Raw genomic sequence first — 16,973 nt, forward strand, 5'->3', positions numbered from 1 at the left:
ATAATATGGCTAGAAGAGCAGTAGAACAGGAGTTGTCAAGAGGGCGGATTCTGGAAGCGGCCAGGCACTTGTTTATCACCAAGGGCTACCGTGCGATTTCAATGCGCAGCATTGGCCAGCATCTGGGTTACAGTCATGGTTCGTTATACTATCATTTTAAAGAGAAGGCTGAACTGTTCTACGCCATTGTGATTGAAGATTTCAATACATTGCGTGGGATTCTACTGCAAGCAGCAACAGGCACGCCTGATGATGGCTTGAGCAGATTGGAGTACCTGATGCTGGAATATATCCGTTTTGGCTTGGAAAATCCATATCAGTACGAAATTATGTTCATGATGCACGATGAAGAGCTCTTTGCATACTGTCGGACAGAGCAAAACCGTTGTGTGGAATTATTTGCGTCTATGATTCGCCAGGAATTGAATGGTCAGGGACATTCGGAGGAAGAATGCTCAAGAGTACCAAAAAGTCTGTTTTTATCCATGCATGGCTTTGTGTCATTTTATATTCAGGACGGTTTAACATTTGAAGAGATCAGGCCCGCTGCTTTAGCACATGTAAAGCTGCTGTGCAGACACCTATGAGCGTACCTGCATTCATACGCTTCAGCCATGAACATGTAGGGCGCTTTTTTAGGTGTTTGCACTTCATGACGGTGACTTATCATTACGGTACTTTGCGAAAGCGACTAAGAATTTAACAGACGATGATGTATCCAGAGGGAGAACATCATCGTCTGTTTTTTTGCATGCCTCCGTCAGCCCTTCATAATTTTCACATGGTATTGGCGTCTGCGTGGGCCGTCGAATTCACAAAAATAAAGACCCTGCCATCGTCCAAGCAACAGCTTTCCATCATGAATGATAACTGTTTGTGATGGGCCTGTTGTAATGGATTTTAGGTGGGACGCCGTATTTCCCTCCATATGACGATATTGGGGATGTTCCCAGGGATAAACCTCATCCAGCCTTAAAATGACATCATGTTTGACATCTGGGTCGGCATTTTCATTAATGGCGATGCCGGCTGTCGTGTGTGGGCAATAAATTAGAGCTGTTCCTTGCTGCACCCCGCTTTTTTCGATGAGTGCTGCAACCTCACGCGTAATATCACGCATTTCATCTCGCCGTGTAGTGGATAATTCAAAAGTATGCAACATAAATCCATCTCCTTTCTATGTATTACTTTACCCTTTTCATTCTTAAGATAATATATAGAGTTGACGAAAATTACTTTCCTTTGATAAAGTATCACATAAGAAAAACAAAGTAAGTTTATTGGAATAATTGAATGTTTTCAAATGAGGTGCGTGCTTTGCGATAAGCAAGGCTGCTGCTGTTCCTGAACTGGTCCAGAAGCGGAAAGGAAGTGTACGGATATGCATGTGGAAGTAAGAGGATTAAACAAGCATTTCGGTAATTTTCATGCGGTAAAGGACGTATCTTTTGATATTCAGACGGGTCATCTTATTGGTTTGCTCGGTCCAAGTGGCGGGGGGAAAACCTCCATTCTTCGCATTTTGGCGGGGCTGGAGCAACCGGATGCAGGAGAGATCCGCTTTCACGGAAAAAGGGTAAACGAGCTGACACCACAGGAGCGTGGAATCGGATTTGTATTTCAAAACTATGCTTTGTTCAAGCATATGAGCGTGTACGACAATATTGCCTTTGGTTTGAAAGTGAAAAAAAGCTCCAAAGCCCGCATCAAGGAAAGGGTCACTGAGCTGGTCGAACTCACGGGGCTCAAAGGCTTTGAGCATCGTTATCCGCATCAGTTGTCAGGTGGACAGCGACAGCGGGTTGCTTTTGCGCGTGCTTTGGCACCGGAGCCTCAACTACTGCTGCTGGATGAGCCATTTGCGGCTATTGACGCCAAGATTCGTCAGGAACTGCGCACCTGGTTGCGAGAGTTGATTGAGCGGGTAGGTATTACCTCCATTTTCGTCACCCATGATCAGGACGAGGCGATTGAAGTAGCGGATGAGATTATGGTGATTAATCAAGGACGGCTGGAGCAGAAGGGAACGCCTTGGGATATTTATAAAAAACCGGGGACTCCGTTTGTAGCTTCCTTTATTGGGGAATCCACGGTGATTGAACAGGCGAGTAGTCTCAGGGGCTTTGAGGAAGCTGCCGGAGTGGGAACACGTGCCTTGATTCGTCCGGAGTACATTGATGTCGGACCTAGTGAGGAATTTGCGCTCCTGTCGGCAACCGAGGAAGGCATTGTGAAGCATTTACATTTTCGTGGGAGTGAATGGATGGTTGAAGTCCAGGTCGGGGATCAGCGTCTCATGACATACCGTTCATTGGAAAAGTCTACACTGGAACCTGGTCAGCAGGTGCGAGTGTTGGTGCATCGGGCCTATCTATATAATGAGGAGTCCAGCTGGATGGTGGAAAACCGACTGAAGGAAGACCCCATGCCTATTATTATTTGAAAATAAAAAGATCACATATAAGGGGGGTGTCTGGCCTGTTTTACGGCTTTGGACATGCTCCTTTTGTCGTTGGTCGCTGGGGTGATTTACGCAGGCTTGATATGTTCGTTATAATAGGAGTAAAAACACCCAGATAGATAGGAGTTAAATCATGAATCGGCTTATTTTTCTTGGCACAGGGGATGCAATGGGGGTTCCGCGTGTATATTGTGATTGTCTCGTGTGCACAGAGGCCCGCACGATAGGAACGAATGTAAGGTTGAGATCGTCTGTGCTGATCGAAAGCGAGACAGAGGATTTTATGATTGATTGTGGCCCCGACTGGCGTAGACAGTTAGAACTGCGCAGTTTGCGTTTTATCCCTACAATCCTCGTGACACATGCACATTTTGATCATATTGGAGGATTGCCAGAATGGGCGGATGCCTGTCGCTGGACCGGTAATAGAGGGCGCTTGTTCGCTCCACAGGAAGTGATCGATACGATCTTACGTCAATTTTCCTGGCTTCCTGGAAACCTGGATCTTATTCCAGTAGATCAGGGAGTCCAACTTGGCGGGTGGAATATCCGAGGATGGCGTGTGAATCATGGGAAGAACGGATATGCTTACGCTTATCGTTTGGAAAAAGACGGCTTCTCATGGGCCTACTGTTCGGATTCGATTGGACTGAATGAGGCGGAAATTTTACCTTTACATAATCTGAATTTACTCGTGCTGGGGACGAGCTTTTACCATGAGGAAGCGGAGTATACCACCCGCTCGGTATATGACATGCTGGAGGCTCAGGAACTTGTAGGAAGACTGAAGCCCGGAAGCACGGTATTTACACATATGTCCCATGATGTGGATATCATACACAACTACGGGCTGCTGGAAGGGATCAGTTTGGCACATACAGGTATGAGTTTACCGTTAGAATAACGATGGTTTTACCTTTACATCGTTCGACTGATGCGTAGAAGTGTGGAGATCCCTTCTTTGATTTGCAGCTCATTGGCGTATGAATAGGACAACCGTATATGCGTTTTACCCTCTGCACCGATGGGATCAAATACATTGCCTGGGACAAAGGAAACGGACTCTTGTATACTTTTGGCAAGCAGCTCATTAGGTTGTATCGTAGAAGGTAGCTGGAGCCACAGGTTGAGTCCTCCCGCCGGGCTGGTCCATGTCCAGCCGGAATCGCGGAGACTGGTCTCCATCGTTTCCTTACGAATCTGGAGCGCGATACATAGCTTTTTAATATGCTGCTGCATACGTGGGGATTGAAAGTATTGTAAAAACAGCTTTTGATTCAGCAGCGGCGATCCGTTGTCCACTAGCGCTTTGACGCTCAATAGACTGTCCATGAGCTGAGGCCTACAGGTTACGGCTGCGATTCGCAGACCGGGTGCGACATATTTGCTGTAGCTGCGAATATAGACGACGCTTCCCGAGATATCATAGGAGAAAATCGGAGAAGGCGGCTTTTGCCCAAAGCTGATATCATAGGTGCTGTCATCCTCGACAATAAGACAGCCGTAGCGCTCAGCCAGTTCGGGCAGACGTTTGCGCTGCTCATCGGGGATCGTAAAGCCGGTCGGATTGTGAAAGGTCGGATTCACATAAAAGAGGCGCGGTTTTTCCGTTTTCAGGCACCATTCAATCTGATCCATATCATAACCTTCCGGCCGTATATCAGTTACAGTCAGGCGGGCGCCTTGTCTACGGAATATTTCCATGGCGGGACCATAGACCGGACGTTCGATTAATACACGGTCTCCTGTACGGATCAGAGATCGGGAAACTAAATCGATGGCTTGCTGTGCGCCGGAGGTAATCAGTACTTCGTCCGTTGATACTGCAAAATGCTTATCTGTGCTAAAATGCTGCGCCATGGCATCACGAAGCTCAGCGTCTCCTTGTACAGAAGAATAGGTAGCTGCGATTTTTGGATGCTTTTCAAACACCTGCATCATTAATTCTCTCCAGTATCGGTTAGGCAGGAGAGAGGGATCAATCAGGGCCTTGGAAAATTGGAAGTCTGCGTTCACGGCATGAACCTGGGTGAGTCCATCCAGCCCCCTCCAGACGGAAACAGACGGATCGTCTGCCATGTAAGTGGATTCCGATTGGAAGATCCGCTTTGTGGATGATCGTTCCGAATAGGCAGTACATATTCCCAATTCTGCTGCATGGGAAGCATGAGCGTAATATCCCGATTTATCTTTTACATAGATGCGTCCTTGTTGCTTTAACTCCTGATAAGCCCGGAATACGGTTAACCGATGCACACCCAGTTCCTGAGCCAGACTTCGCACCGACGGCAATTTAACGTCTGCTGGCCAGTCCCCGCGCTCAATCCGCACATTTACGTAATGGACGACCTGCTCATACAGCTTTAAGCTCGGATCGGCCGAGTTATTTTCTGTTGAAAACAATAATTCGCTGTTAACCTTGCCCATGCTGTCCACGCTCCTTTGTGTGTATTGTACTATACAGCACTTCAAAAACGTATACAACTGTTCTGTGGTTGCCCATCTGTTCTGTATGTCTCCTTGTATGCTTGTGAATAACAGAAGGGAGAGAGAAGTGTCATGATTGGTATCGCCTTTACAGTTATGTGTCTTATTTTTGGCACCACATTTTTGGCTATCAAAGTGGGAGTGGAGGCCGGACTTCCACCGTTCTTATCGGCAGGAGCACGTTTTATGACAGCAGGGGCAATCTTGTTTATAGCGATGAGGCTGTCGGGAAAGGCTCGGTGGTCGTTATTATGGCGTAAGGAAATGCTGCTGATTGGGACGGGAACGACCTTCGGCACATTCTCAACACTGTATTGGGCAGAGCAATATGTCAGCTCGGGGATCGGCGCTATTTTGTCAGCCACCGGACCGATGATGATTGTGCTAATGCAGTCTGCAATACTGCGGCAAAAAACGACGAGAATTACGCTCATGGGCTGTATGATCAGCTTTCTCGGGGTCGTGTTGGTGGTATTGCCCGGCTTGACCGTTCAAGTCAGCGGCCTGTGGTTGGCAGGTTGCATAGCCATTTTGCTGGGTGAGCTATGCTATTCGGGTGGAGCCCTGTATTCCAAGCGAGTCATGGATGCATTTCGTGATACGAATCCGATTGCCTTAAATGCAGCTCAAATGTTCCATGGTGGTTGGATGCTGCTAGTACTGTCGGCTTTCACTGAGCCTTGGAATTCTGAGGGATGGAATCTGCTGCCTGCCATGGGCTCTCTGTTTTATTTGATCCTGTTTGGCTCCATGATTGCGCAAACACTATTTTACTGGCTTATGGCGCGTACGAATCCATTGTTTCCGACCACATGGCTCTACATTTCACCACCAATTGCTGTAGGCCTGGGTGCTTTTTTATATGGAGAACATGTAAGCTGGTGGATGCTGGCAGGGGTGCTGCTCATTGTGACTGGGTTGATGTGTATGAATAACGGAATCATCCGTCTGGTGAACAGACGCAAAGTACGCTCTGCTGCCTGATATTTCGAAGTTGTTAGAATATGATGTAATATGATAGAAAAAGCCTCCAAACTGCCGTATATTACTAAACATGCGGCGTTTGGAGGCTTTGTTGTTGTAATACTTTATTTAAGTATTATGGGTACAGTCAGTTTCTGCTTATTCAACATTGAGTACAAATTTGTCGATGGCATGCTTTACACCGTCTTCGTTATTACTGCGAGTAATGTAATCAGCCAGCTTTTTTAAATCAGGAATCGCATTCTCCATCGCTATGCCAAGACCGGCACATTCCAGCATTTCATGGTCATTCCAAGAGTCGCCGATCGCAATGGTCTCCGACAGATCACAGCCAAAATGGTTTGCAAGGAAGGCAAGAGCGTGGCCCTTGGTGCCTTCATGATGCATAATTTCCAGGAAATGAGGCTTGGATTTTGTAATATGCACTTCACTGCCAAGCAATTCGCGAAGTTCGGGAATTAATTCGTCCAACACTTCCGGCTCGTCGATAATCAGCAATTTAGGAGCTGGTTGCTCTATAACTTTACTGAACACAGGCTCTACAAAATATTCCGTGTTGTTCAGCTCGGTGTAATCTTTAATTTTTTGATTATCTTCACGAGTGTACAATTTGTCATCTATATACGTTTGCAAATGCAGATTGCGTTCCACGCAGAATTCATACAGACGACGTGCAGCTACGAGTGGAACATAACGCTCATACAGCACGTTTTCGTCCAGCAGGTTTTTAACCAAAGCTCCTTGGTACGTAATGATCGGTACGTTCAACCCCGTCTGGCGTGCAATTTTGTGCGCGGAGGCATAAGCTCGTCCAGTAGCGAGAGTAACCACCACACCTTTAGCTACAGCAGCTTCCAATGCCTGTTGTGTCGCTGGAGTAACTTCTTTCTGGTCATTAATGAGAGTATCATCAATATCAATGGCAATTAATTTATACATATCGGTATTCTCTCCTTTATCTCTATCATGGGGCAATATTAAAATTGTATCTTATAATATTCAAAATGACAATATCGCATTGAAAAAGGGACGACGCCCATAAGAGCCTGTCCCCTTATAACCACTGAAGTATTGGCTTGAAACCATGGAAAAAAGTAACGCTTAGTCTTCCAGAAATACAAGTCCAACAAAGTCGTCCAGCTCAATATTACCAAAGTAATGCTTCAAATCGAGAGAGGATAAGGCTTGACGGACCTCACCTTCATCATAACGCTTGCCACGCAGGATATTTTCAATATCAGCGACATCACCTACACCGAAGAAATCCCCGTAGATTTTAATATCACGGATGTAGCCTTCCTTCAGATCCATGCGGATATCTATAATACCGACCGGGAATTTACGTGTGTGTTTGATATTGCTCTCAGGGGATAGACCGTAGTTCCAATCCCACGATTGATAGCGTTCTTTGGAAATTTCATGGATTTTAGCCCAATCCGCATCGGTGAGCTTATATTGAGGCACCTGATCCAATTCTGAGCCAAAGATGGACCGCAGCAGTTCCTCGCGAAATTGTTCTATGGTCATCTCACGGTCCATCAGTTCGCTGATGTTAGCCACGCGGCTACGGACGGATTTTGTGCTTTTGGATTTGAATTTTTCGGGATTGGCGTGCAGCGATGCAGCCACATTGTCCAGATTCAGGTTGAACATCAATGTACCATGGCTGAACATACGTCCACGTGTGGCAAATTGAGCATTTCCTGAAATTTTACGTTCTCCGACTTGCAGATCGTTGCGTCCTGTCATTTCGGCTTCTACTCCCATTTGGCGGAGGGCGTCAATCACAGGTTGCGTAAATTTGAGGAAATTATGAAAGGACTCCCCGTTATCCTTGGTAATGAAGCTGAAATTTAAGTTACCGAGATCATGATATACAGCCCCGCCGCCGGACAGGCGACGAACGACTTGAATATTATTGTCTCTCACAAACTCAGCGTTGATTTCTTCAACGGTGTTTTGATGCTTGCCTATAATAATAGAAGGCTGATTAATGTAAAACAGCAGATAGCTGTCGTCCAGCGGTAAATGCTTGAGCGCGTATTCCTCAATAGCAAGATTAATGGCTGGATCGTGTATGCCCTGGTTGTCGATGAACAGCATGTCCATTCCTCCGTATATACAAACTGTGTATTTTATGTGTGCCTCCCCCTATTGTAACCCAAGTGAGCCATGTACAAAAGCTCATTTGCATTGACGGGACGCAAAAAGCAGCCTCATAATGGAGCTAAATGATTGAAAACGGGCGGAAAGGATATGAGGCAATGATAGAGGTTTACGGTCATGGCGGGGACAGGGAAACAGCTGCCGCGACATTTGGCGGAGCTGCGGCGGATTTTGTGGATTTTAGTGCAAATATTAATCCGCTTGGTCCGCCACCGGAGGTGCTTGAGGCACTGCAAAGCTCATTGGACACGGTGATTCGCTATCCTGACCCTGGGCATCGCCACTTTAAAAATATGCTGGCACGGCGGCTGCACGTTCCACCGGAGTCGCTGAGCATCGGTAACGGCGCTGCTGAAAGCATGGCGCTGCTGCTATTGGGCCTGGCTCCCAAGCGTGTGGGCACAGTGGAGCCGTGTTTTTCGGAATATGCCGAGCTGGCTGGCAAATTTGGAGCCGAGATCCACCGGGTATACGGGAAGGCTTCGCTTCAATGGAAGGCAGACGTGGAGGACATCCTTCAGCTCATGGAGCAGGTAGATGTATTGTTCCTTGGGCAACCGAATAATCCGAACGGTGTGCAATATGGTGAGCAGGAGCTATATGAACTGGCAGAGGCGGCTGGCAGAACGGGTACCGTGCTGGTGGTGGATGAGGCCTTTATTGATTTTATCCCACTGGAACGGCAAATCTCACTATTGCCTGTGCTGGATCGCTATCCTCATGTGATTTTGATCCGATCGATGACCAAATTTTATGCCATTCCTGGCTTGCGATTGGGCTATGCGATTGCTCATCCGGACTATATCCGGCAAATGACGGCCAAACAGGTGACCTGGAGTGTTAATGGATTGGCGTTGCTGGCTGGAGAGGCGTGTCTGAGAAGTGGGCAAGCTTATGAGCGCCGCACACAGGAACTGATTGCGACGGAGCGCAGTCGCTTGCTGACTGCCTTAGCGGAATGGGGCTGCGGTGTCGTTCCCGGCGAAGCCAATTATGTGCTAGCAAGGGCGCCGGGAACGTGGAGTTCATCGGCTATTCAGCAGGCGCTTGGACAACGTGGGATTCTTATACGTAGCTGTGCCATGTATCCGGGGCTGTCGGCGAGCCATTTTCGAATTGCAGTCAAGGACGCCGAAGCCAATAATATGCTGCTGTCCGCACTCAGTGAAGTGCTGGAGGAGGAGCAGGGGCGTGATAGTTAGCTTGATCATAATGGCAGCCTATTTGCTGGACAGGCTAATCGGCGATCCGAGATGGTTGCCACATCCAGTCATCGGGATGGGACATGCCATTTCAGCATTGGAAAAAGCGATTCGTCGTAAGGTCCGCAGTGACCGGGGATTGAAACGTGCGGGTATACTGCTTCCACTCATTGTGGCAGGAGGCTCCTTTGGGCTTGCTTGGGGGCTATTGCGTGTGCTTGCCTGGATTCACCCATGGTTGTCTGTCGTCGTAGAAATTGTTCTGGTTGCAACCACAATTGCTTCCAAAGGACTAAAGGACGCAGGGATGGCCGTATACCGAGCGTTGCAGGCGAATAACCTGACTGTGGCACGTCGGGAGCTAGGCATGATTGTTGGGAGGGATACGCAGCAGCTTGACGAGCCTGAAATTGTACGCGGTACCGTCGAAACAGTCGCTGAAAATATCGTGGACGCCATTATTTCCCCGCTTTTTTATGCCCTGATCGGGGGAGCCCCCTTGGCACTGGCATATCGTGCCGTAAATACGCTCGACTCAATGGTTGGCTACAAAAATGAAAAGTACCTGCATTTAGGCTGGGCCTCGGCACGTCTGGACGATGTAGCTAACTACATTCCGGCTCGCCTGACAGCAGTTATGCTTGTGATAGCGGCGTGGTTGTATCGGCTGGATGCTGCAAGAAGCTGGCGCACAGTCAAGCAGGATGCCCGTCTGCACCCCAGTCCAAACAGCGGCTTTCCCGAATCAGCGGTGGCAGGTGCCTTGGGGATTCGTCTTGGTGGCTATAACGTGTATCACGGCGTACGCTCCTTTCGGGCATATATGGGCGAAGAGATACGACCACTGGAGTCGAAGGATATCCGGCATACAATCCGGCTGATGTTCGCCGTATCCACTATGTTTGTAGGGTTGTGTTTGTTGGGAGTTGCGGGGTGTTTTGCCTTGGGATGGATGCGGTGAGGAGTGACATTATTTTGAAACAAAATACAGAAGGGAAAAGAGTGCGAGAACGTGCACTAAGTCCGAACCCACAACAGGATAGTGAGCCGAATGATGCTAAAGAAGGTCTGCAATGGGACATGGAGCTCGTGCTAGTTCGTCATGGCACAACCTTATGGAATAAGGAACGTCGATATGTGGGACATGCCGATTTGAGTTTGCTGTCTGGAGCAGAGCAGGAATTAAAGCCTTTACGGGAAAAATTGCAGGGCCAGTCCTTTGCTCAAATCTATTGCAGTGACTTGATGCGATGTCGCCAGACCTTGCAGATCATTTTGCCGGAGTCAGCAAAGACGTCTGAACGTTTCCTGTCTGCTATGCCTCCTATCATGGAACCACGTCTGCGAGAACTTCACTTTGGCGAGTGGGATGGAAAAACGTATGACATGCTTAAGGATGTGGCGTTGTATCGCGCTTGGATTGATGAGCCGCAACGAATCACCCCGCCTGGAGGAGAGTCTTGGGTCCATTTTGTGAATCGTCTGCGCGAATTCCGTGACTCTCTGTTTGCGTGGCGCATTGCTTTGAAGGTTCAGCCAATAGAGTCGAATGCTGCACCGCCCTCTGTTTTGGTTGTCACGCATGGTGGAGTAATTCGCCAATTGGTTTGTATGCTGATACCAGGTCATGATTTTTGGAGTCTGAATCCAAAACCGGGAGAAGCGATTAGGCTTCAGTTAAGGCTGGCAGGACTGCACAATTGTATAGCAAAATTGCTTTTTCACTAGGGTAGTTGTGGCGAATCAAGCAGCTGTTTGGGTTGTAAGCTAACTCTTTTTAACCTATAATCATCAAGTAAAAGAACGGCTTGACTACACTACATCAAATATCCAGCAGACGAGGTCGGCGCCGTGTGAGGGAACTTGCTTTTCTTCATTGCGCTGTTAAAAGGGAAGTCGGTGTGAGTCCGACGCGGTCCCGCCACTGTAAATGGAAACATGCTCATTAGCCCTGTTACATGTGCCGCCAAGCATGTGAAAGAATATCAGGGCATGCCTCTTCCATAAGTCAGGATACCTGCCCGTCCGCCTGTCACCATAATCCTTCGAGGAAAGGATGACGTGTTCGCAGTGACTGTCCATGCGGAAAGAAGCTGCCCGCCTGCGCACGATCTGTGCTAACGTGACCCCTGTATCCTGATATGAGGATGCGGGGGTTTTTGATAGGAAAAGAAGGCTGGAATGAGGAAAATATCGGATGATGTTCAAGTAACGCTCTTAACGATTTTTGTATGAAGGGGTGCAAATCATGGCAGGCAAAAAAATAAAGGTATGGACAACAGGTCTATTGGCGCTGATATTGGCAGTTGTGCTGAGTGCATGTGGCGCGAATGGAAAAAATGTAGAAAATAAAGAGGGCCAAGCTTCTTCACAGCAGCCGGGACAGACCGTAACCGCACAAGAGCCTCCGGGCAAAACGGTTTACCCGCTAACGGTTAAGGATGCAACAGGACAGGAATTTACATTTAAAAAGGCACCGGACAAGATCGTTTCCGTCTCCCCGGCAGAAACCGAGGCGTTGTTCGCTATCGGATTGGATAAGGAAATTGTTGGTGTATCCGACTACTCTGATTACCCGGAGGCAGCTACGAAAAAGCCTAAAGTGGGCGGTATTATGAAACCGAACGAAGAGGCGATCATTGCTGCGAACCCTGATGTCGTTTTTGCAGGAATTTCACTTAGTGAACAGGCTACGACTAAGCTACGTGACATGGGAATTATGATTTTTAAAACGGAACCGAAGACCGTTGAAGATGTCATAGCTAACATCGAATTGTATGGGAAAATCACCGATCATCAGAAAGAAGCGAGAGCGGTGACCGACAAGATGAGAGCAGATGTAGCGGAAGTGAAAGAAGGAGTTAAAAATATCGGCAAAGGGCAGAAGCTACGGGTATACGTCGAATTTTCACCAGGCTGGACAGTGGGTAAAGGCGAGTTTATGGACGAACTGATCACATTGGCGGGCGGCGAAAACGTGGGTGCCACGCAGAAGGGCTGGTACCAAATCAGTGAGGAAAATATTATAGCTGCCAACCCTGACGTGATTTTATACAGCAAAAGTGTGAAGGATGACAAAACAGGCCAGTCCCTCGGCGATATCATAAAAGCTCGTAGTGGATGGGATCAAATATCGGCTGTTCGTAACAATCGTGTATTTGCCGTGGATGATAATTTGATTAGCCGTCCAGGTCCACGCGTAACAGAAGGGCTCAAGGAAGTAGCCAAGGGCGTGTACCCTGAAATTTTCAAATGAATCGTAGACTGATCGGTTTTGGGGGGACTGGTCTTGTCTTGCTGCTGCTGACGCTGCTGCTCTGTCTTGGCATCGGCTCGGTCAGTCTTCCGGTCAGCCAGATCACAGGTATTTTGATCAACCACCTACCGTGGTTAGGTGATACGTTTACACCGGATTGGAATACATCTGCAGAGCAGATTATTTTGAAGGTCAGACTGCCACGGGTGTTACTGGGAATGTTGGTTGGAGCAGCGCTGGCGCTGGCGGGAGCCGGATTTCAGGGTGTGCTACGTAATCCTTTGGCTGATCCGTATACACTGGGAGTGTCTTCGGGAGCTTCGGTAGGAGCGGCAGTGCTGATTTATTGGGGGCTTCAATTTTCATTTGTGGGTATATGGACCCTTCCGCTAGTCGCATTTATAACCGGCATGCTGACGCTGTGGATGGTGTTGACGTTGGCGCGTGAAGGTGGGAAAATTCCGACCCAAAGCCTCATTTTATCAGGTGTGGTGATGCAATTTTTTGGGGGAGCCATTGTTTCTTTTCTGACAGCCATGTCGAAGGAAACAGTCAATGAAATATTGTACTGGACGTTGGGAAGTCTTAGTCTGCGAGGTTGGTCATATACGGGAATTCTTTTACCTTACGTGATCGTTGGGCTGGTGTTTCTATGGAACCGGGCACGGGTGCTGAATATTCTGGCTTTGGGTGAACGTCAAGCGGCTCATATGGGGGTTCATGTAGATGCGACGAAGCTATCTGTCCTGATCATATCTACCTTGCTGACAGCTGCCGCTGTCTCAGTATGCGGAGTCATTGGCTTTGTCGGACTCGTTGTACCACATATCATTCGTCTGGTGACAGGTCCTGATTACCGGATGATCGTTCCGTTGTCAGCACTGGGTGGAGCTATTTTTATGGCTTGGGCAGATACGGCAGCTCGTACGCTGTTAGCCCCGACGGAAATTCCTTTGGGCGTGATGACAGCCTTTGTGGGAGCACCGTTCTTCGCATATCTCCTGTACCGGAACAAGAAGCTGCGCAGGGGGGATCTGCTGTGACCGAACCAAGTGAATTACTAAAGGTGCGTGCTCGAGCATTAGAGGTAGCGGGCCTGAGCCGTGCTTATGGGGATTTCCATGTGCTAAAGAATGTTAGCTGGAACGTAGACGAAGGAGCTTGGTGGGGGATCATTGGTCCGAATGGGAGTGGTAAATCGACGTTGCTGCATCTGCTTTCTGGCGTAGATCAGCCGACTTCTGGAAGTGTTCATATCTATGGCAAAAAGGTCGGTAGCTACAGCAGAAAAGAGCTTTCCCGACTTGTAGCCGTACTCCAGCAGGAGGGCATTCCTCCAGTGAGATACACCGTCAGGGAAGTTATAGAAATGGGGCGGTTTCCTCATCAGGACTGGCTAGGCAGGGAAAAGAGAGTTGATGTGGAGGCGATTACGGATCGGGTCCTAGCGCGATTGAGTCTAACTTCACTGGCCGACAGAACATTGGACCGCTTGAGTGGAGGACAGCGACAGCGTGTAGCTTTGGCAAAGGTGATGGTGCAGGAACCACAGATATTGCTGCTGGACGAACCTACGACCTATCTGGATTTGCGCTATCAGCTTGAATTTATGGAATTGCTGGCAGAATGGCGTCAAGAAACGGGCGTGACAATCATTGCTGTCTTGCATGATCTGAATTTGGCGGCACAGTTTTGCGATAATTTGCTTGTACTTAAGGATGGAATGGTTGAAGGATTGGGAGCTTCAACGGATTTGCTAACGGAGGATCGGATTCGGCGTGTATATGGTGTGGAGCCTGTGATGCTTCCGCATCCCGATAGCGGTGTGCCGCAGCTCTTGCTGCGCAGAAGCGCTGCGTCTACAGCAGATCAATAGGAGATTGTAAACATACTAAAAAGAGCAGGGAGTGGAAGGTATGAACGACAAGCTGCGTCAGCTGATCGATAGCATAGCCCAGCCGGATGGAGTGGCGGCTTCGGCAGCGTCAGCACATTTGGACCAATTAACAAAGCCACCTGGAAGTCTTGGAAAGCTGGAGAGCTTGGCCATCCAGCTAGCAGGAATTACTGGCGTGGACAAGCCTGAATTTGATCGTAAAACGGTGATGGTCATGGCTGCGGATCATGGGGTGTGTGAAGAGGGAGTTAGCGCCTTTCCAGCTGAGGTTACGCAGCAAATGCTGTATAACATGCTGTCAGGCGGCGCAGCAATTAATGTGCTGGCACGTCATGCAGGCGCTGATGTCCAGGTAATAGATGTTGGCGTGAATGCGGACGTTGCTCACCCGGATTTGGTGAATCGTAAGGTGCGTATGGGCACTTCGAATATGGCTAAAGGGCCAGCCATGCTGCGTACGGAAGCGGAACAAGCGGTTTTGGCCGGAGCTGAAGCCGTAGCAGAAGCGGTTAAAGGTGGCACACGGCTATTTGTTACCGGAGAGCTAGGGATCGGGAATACGACAGCCAGCGCTGCGGTTGTATGTGCGCTCACCGGACTTGATCCGGAAGTGATCGTGGGCCGGGGAACGGGGGTAGATGTGGCGGGGCTTACCCGTAAAATAGCCGTTGTCTGCCGCGCATTGGATGTGAATCAACCGGATGCCAATGACGCGCTGGACGTGCTGACCAAGGTCGGCGGTCTGGAGATTGCCGCTCTGGCAGGCGTCATCCTCGGCGCAGCCGCGCATCGCTGTCCAGTGGTGCTGGACGGCTTTATTTCCGGCGCGGCAGCCCTTGCTGCACGCGCGCTTGCGCCTGCGAGCGCGGCGTACATGCTTGCTTCGCACGCCTCGGACGAGCGTGGACACGCGGCGGTGCTCCGCCAGCTTAAGCTGGAGCCCATGCTCCATCTGGACATGCGGCTCGGTGAGGGCACGGGCGGTGCGCTGAGCTTGCACCTGATTGATGCGGCGTGCCGCATTATGCGCGAAATGGCGACCTTTGCCGATGCAGGCGTATCGGACGGTCATGGAGCCGCGCAGCGATGAAGGCGCTCGTGACCGGCGGGGCACGCAGCGGAAAAAGCGGCTTTGCCGAGCAATTATGCATGGCGCGCGCTCCGCGCGCCTGCTATATTGCAACGGCCCAAGCCTATGACGTGGAGATGAAGGAGCGCATCGCTCTTCATCGGCTCCAGCGCGATTCTGCCGGGTATGACTGGCAGACGCTGGAGGAAGCGCAGGCGCTGCCGGAGCTGCTGCGGCGGCTTGGCGACGATCAAGCGTCGCAGCCTGCGCCTATGGTGCTGGTCGACTGCCTGACCCTGTGGCTGTCGAACGTGCTGCTGGCCGCAGGTGAGGACGGCGAAGCTGCGGCCAGAGCCGCCATGGATGAACTGGCGGTAGCTGTGGAGCAGTATCCGGGATCGCTCGTCATCGTAACCAACGAGGTCGGTGACGGTATTGTACCAGAATATCCGCTTGGAAGGCTGTACCGGGATTTGAGCGGGATTATGAATCAGCGGATAGCCCGTGTTTGTGGCGAAGTTTTTTTAGTGACGGCGGGCATTCCCGTAGAACTTAAACAGTTGGAATATAAGCTATGAGCCGCGAACGTCAGGCTGTTGCTGCGGCTTTTCAATTTTTAACCCGTCTACCGGTCAAGACGGAGCTGGATTTTTCCCCGGAGCTGCTGAAACGCAGTGCAAGCTATTATCCGCTGGTTGGAGTGATTATTGGTATTATCGTCTGGGGCGTTGCGGCGCTTACGGCTATGGTGCTGCCACCGCTGCCGTGTGCGATTCTTACCCTTGCAGTCTGGGTCTGGTTGACGGGCGGACTGCATCTGGACGGGTGGATGGATGCTGCGGATGCCTTATTCAGCTACCGCTCCCGTGAACGGATGCTGGAGATTATGAAAGATAGCCGTGTAGGAGCAATGGGGGTTATTGCTTGTGTGCTGCTACTCATGCTCAAGGCTGCTTTGCTGTATACCGTGCTGGTTGAACAAAATGTGTCCGGCTTGTTGTTGCTTCCGATGGTTTGGAGCCGCTGGTTTATGGTACATGCAATGAAGCGCTGGCCTAAAGCCCGTAACGATGATGGACTGGCTGCGCGTTTTGCTGATATGAGTGGTGGACGTGCCGGACTGGCCGTATTTTGGGCTGTAGTCGTGACTCTAGGTGCTGCCGCAGGCCAGTATATACTTGCAGGACCAGCTACAGCAACAGAGGGATCAGGAAACCTGTCGTTAGCAGGGACACACTTACAGACGCTCCTTTCGTATTCTGAAAGCCTTCCAATCTGGATAGGCTTTGCGTTGCTTCCGCTCTTGGCTTACGGAGTTGGAACCTTTACAGCAAACCGTATTAATCGCCGTCTTGGGGGACTTACGGGAGATATATACGGAGCTTTGAACGAATTGCTGGAGACTGTTTTGTTGCTGTTTATTGTCATTTTGTACGGGTTGTGATCAAATT

The 16,973-nt window shown here is 49.5% G+C and carries 17 protein-coding genes and 1 riboswitch; of the genes, 13 read left to right on the forward strand and 4 right to left on the reverse strand.

Annotated features, from left to right (window positions below; translation table 11 throughout):
• Positions 1-5 precede the first annotated feature (5 nt).
• Complete coding sequence (locus MMB75_RS07865) at positions 6-587, forward strand: TetR/AcrR family transcriptional regulator (RefSeq protein ID WP_016820670.1); 582 nt, start codon at positions 6-8, stop codon at positions 585-587.
• A gap of 173 nt (positions 588-760) precedes the next feature.
• On the opposite strand, the gene MMB75_RS07870 is transcribed toward MMB75_RS07865, so the two are convergent.
• Positions 761-1,162 (reverse strand): secondary thiamine-phosphate synthase enzyme YjbQ, encoded by a 402-nt coding sequence (locus tag MMB75_RS07870; protein WP_013369978.1) that lies wholly within the window; start codon positions 1,160-1,162, stop codon positions 761-763.
• A 219-nt stretch (positions 1,163-1,381) separates the two neighbouring features.
• Here MMB75_RS07870 and MMB75_RS07875 point away from each other — a divergent pair, with 219 nt between their 5' ends.
• Positions 1,382-2,443, forward strand: a complete 1,062-nt coding sequence (locus MMB75_RS07875) for a sulfate/molybdate ABC transporter ATP-binding protein (RefSeq protein ID WP_016820669.1) — start codon at positions 1,382-1,384, stop codon at positions 2,441-2,443.
• 151 nt (positions 2,444-2,594) lie between these two features.
• Positions 2,595-3,365 carry an MBL fold metallo-hydrolase gene (locus tag MMB75_RS07880; RefSeq protein ID WP_045244019.1) on the forward strand — a complete coding sequence of 257 codons (771 nt, stop codon included), beginning with the start codon at positions 2,595-2,597 and terminating at the stop codon, positions 3,363-3,365.
• A gap of 14 nt (positions 3,366-3,379) precedes the next feature.
• Here MMB75_RS07880 and MMB75_RS07885 read toward each other — a convergent pair whose 3' ends face one another.
• A complete protein-coding gene (locus MMB75_RS07885; RefSeq protein ID WP_016820667.1) occupies positions 3,380-4,888 on the reverse strand; it encodes an aminotransferase-like domain-containing protein in 1,509 nt (502 codons plus the stop codon).
• Positions 4,889-5,020: 132 nt separating this feature from the next.
• On the opposite strand from MMB75_RS07885, the gene MMB75_RS07890 reads away from it, so the two are divergent.
• Positions 5,021-5,932 (forward strand): DMT family transporter, encoded by a 912-nt coding sequence (locus tag MMB75_RS07890; RefSeq protein WP_025364338.1) that lies wholly within the window; start codon positions 5,021-5,023, stop codon positions 5,930-5,932.
• Between the two features lie 138 nt (positions 5,933-6,070).
• On the opposite strand, the gene MMB75_RS07895 is transcribed toward MMB75_RS07890, so the two are convergent.
• A complete protein-coding gene (locus MMB75_RS07895; RefSeq protein WP_016820665.1) occupies positions 6,071-6,871 on the reverse strand; it encodes a Cof-type HAD-IIB family hydrolase in 801 nt (266 codons plus the stop codon).
• A gap of 162 nt (positions 6,872-7,033) precedes the next feature.
• Positions 7,034-8,035 carry a lipoate--protein ligase gene (gene lplA, locus MMB75_RS07900; protein ID WP_013369984.1) on the reverse strand — a complete coding sequence of 334 codons (1,002 nt, stop codon included), beginning with the start codon at positions 8,033-8,035 and terminating at the stop codon, positions 7,034-7,036.
• Between the two features lie 161 nt (positions 8,036-8,196).
• Here lplA and cobD point away from each other — a divergent pair, with 161 nt between their 5' ends.
• From cobD to cobS, 9 genes are all read left to right on the forward strand, one after another.
• Entirely contained in the window at positions 8,197-9,300 is a 1,104-nt protein-coding gene (gene cobD, locus MMB75_RS07905; protein ID WP_031463134.1) for a threonine-phosphate decarboxylase CobD, read from the forward strand.
• Positions 9,290-10,261: an adenosylcobinamide-phosphate synthase CbiB gene (gene cbiB / locus MMB75_RS07910; protein ID WP_045244017.1), complete on the forward strand. Its 972-nt coding sequence runs from the start codon at positions 9,290-9,292 to the stop codon at positions 10,259-10,261. Before cobD ends, cbiB begins: the two co-directional genes overlap by 11 nt.
• Positions 10,262-10,275: 14 nt before the next feature.
• A complete protein-coding gene (locus MMB75_RS07915; RefSeq protein ID WP_045244016.1) occupies positions 10,276-11,028 on the forward strand; it encodes a histidine phosphatase family protein in 753 nt (250 codons plus the stop codon).
• A gap of 95 nt (positions 11,029-11,123) precedes the next feature.
• Positions 11,124-11,339: riboswitch (cobalamin riboswitch) on the forward strand.
• A gap of 209 nt (positions 11,340-11,548) precedes the next feature.
• Positions 11,549-12,556, forward strand: a complete 1,008-nt coding sequence (locus MMB75_RS07920; RefSeq protein ID WP_019686596.1) for an ABC transporter substrate-binding protein — start codon at positions 11,549-11,551, stop codon at positions 12,554-12,556.
• The gene (locus tag MMB75_RS07925; protein ID WP_025364343.1) at positions 12,553-13,599 is read left to right on the forward strand and encodes a FecCD family ABC transporter permease; all 1,047 of its coding nucleotides are present in this window, start codon (positions 12,553-12,555) and stop codon (positions 13,597-13,599) included. The genes MMB75_RS07920 and MMB75_RS07925 overlap by 4 nt, the downstream gene beginning before the upstream one ends.
• On the forward strand, positions 13,596-14,432 hold the full coding sequence (locus MMB75_RS07930) for an ABC transporter ATP-binding protein (RefSeq protein ID WP_045244015.1): 837 nt from the start codon (positions 13,596-13,598) through the stop codon (positions 14,430-14,432). The genes MMB75_RS07925 and MMB75_RS07930 overlap by 4 nt, the downstream gene beginning before the upstream one ends.
• A gap of 40 nt (positions 14,433-14,472) precedes the next feature.
• Positions 14,473-15,543 (forward strand): nicotinate-nucleotide--dimethylbenzimidazole phosphoribosyltransferase, encoded by a 1,071-nt coding sequence (gene cobT / locus MMB75_RS07935; protein ID WP_045244014.1) that lies wholly within the window; start codon positions 14,473-14,475, stop codon positions 15,541-15,543.
• Positions 15,540-16,100 (forward strand): bifunctional adenosylcobinamide kinase/adenosylcobinamide-phosphate guanylyltransferase, encoded by a 561-nt coding sequence (gene cobU, locus MMB75_RS07940; protein WP_045244013.1) that lies wholly within the window; start codon positions 15,540-15,542, stop codon positions 16,098-16,100. The genes cobT and cobU overlap by 4 nt, the downstream gene beginning before the upstream one ends.
• The gene (cobS, locus tag MMB75_RS07945; RefSeq protein WP_016820655.1) at positions 16,097-16,966 is read left to right on the forward strand and encodes an adenosylcobinamide-GDP ribazoletransferase; all 870 of its coding nucleotides are present in this window, start codon (positions 16,097-16,099) and stop codon (positions 16,964-16,966) included. Before cobU ends, cobS begins: the two co-directional genes overlap by 4 nt.
• Positions 16,967-16,973: the final 7 nt, after the last annotated feature.

The sequence above is a fragment of the Paenibacillus sp. P2(2022) genome (assembly GCF_029522175.1).
Classification (GTDB): Bacteria; Bacillota; Bacilli; order Paenibacillales; family Paenibacillaceae; genus Paenibacillus; species Paenibacillus polymyxa.

Excerpts from the sequence above, each read along its gene's own strand:
- MMB75_RS07895 (WP_016820665.1), bottom strand. The coding sequence starts at position 6,871 with ATGTATAAATTAATTGCCATTGATATTGATGATACTCTCATTAATGAC.
- MMB75_RS07925 (WP_025364343.1), top strand. The coding sequence starts at position 12,553 with ATGAATCGTAGACTGATCGGTTTTGGGGGGACTGGTCTTGTCTTGCTG.
- MMB75_RS07875 (WP_016820669.1), top strand. The coding sequence starts at position 1,382 with ATGCATGTGGAAGTAAGAGGATTAAACAAGCATTTCGGTAATTTTCAT.
- cobD (WP_031463134.1), top strand. The coding sequence starts at position 8,197 with ATGATAGAGGTTTACGGTCATGGCGGGGACAGGGAAACAGCTGCCGCG.
- MMB75_RS07870 (WP_013369978.1), bottom strand. The coding sequence starts at position 1,162 with ATGTTGCATACTTTTGAATTATCCACTACACGGCGAGATGAAATGCGT.
- MMB75_RS07920 (WP_019686596.1), top strand. The coding sequence starts at position 11,549 with ATGGCAGGCAAAAAAATAAAGGTATGGACAACAGGTCTATTGGCGCTG.
- cobS (WP_016820655.1), top strand. The coding sequence starts at position 16,097 with ATGAGCCGCGAACGTCAGGCTGTTGCTGCGGCTTTTCAATTTTTAACC.
- cobU (WP_045244013.1), top strand. The coding sequence starts at position 15,540 with ATGAAGGCGCTCGTGACCGGCGGGGCACGCAGCGGAAAAAGCGGCTTT.
- MMB75_RS07885 (WP_016820667.1), bottom strand. The coding sequence starts at position 4,888 with ATGGGCAAGGTTAACAGCGAATTATTGTTTTCAACAGAAAATAACTCG.
- lplA (WP_013369984.1), bottom strand. The coding sequence starts at position 8,035 with ATGCTGTTCATCGACAACCAGGGCATACACGATCCAGCCATTAATCTT.
- cobT (WP_045244014.1), top strand. The coding sequence starts at position 14,473 with ATGAACGACAAGCTGCGTCAGCTGATCGATAGCATAGCCCAGCCGGAT.
- MMB75_RS07880 (WP_045244019.1), top strand. The coding sequence starts at position 2,595 with ATGAATCGGCTTATTTTTCTTGGCACAGGGGATGCAATGGGGGTTCCG.
- MMB75_RS07865 (WP_016820670.1), top strand. The coding sequence starts at position 6 with ATGGCTAGAAGAGCAGTAGAACAGGAGTTGTCAAGAGGGCGGATTCTG.
- MMB75_RS07890 (WP_025364338.1), top strand. The coding sequence starts at position 5,021 with ATGATTGGTATCGCCTTTACAGTTATGTGTCTTATTTTTGGCACCACA.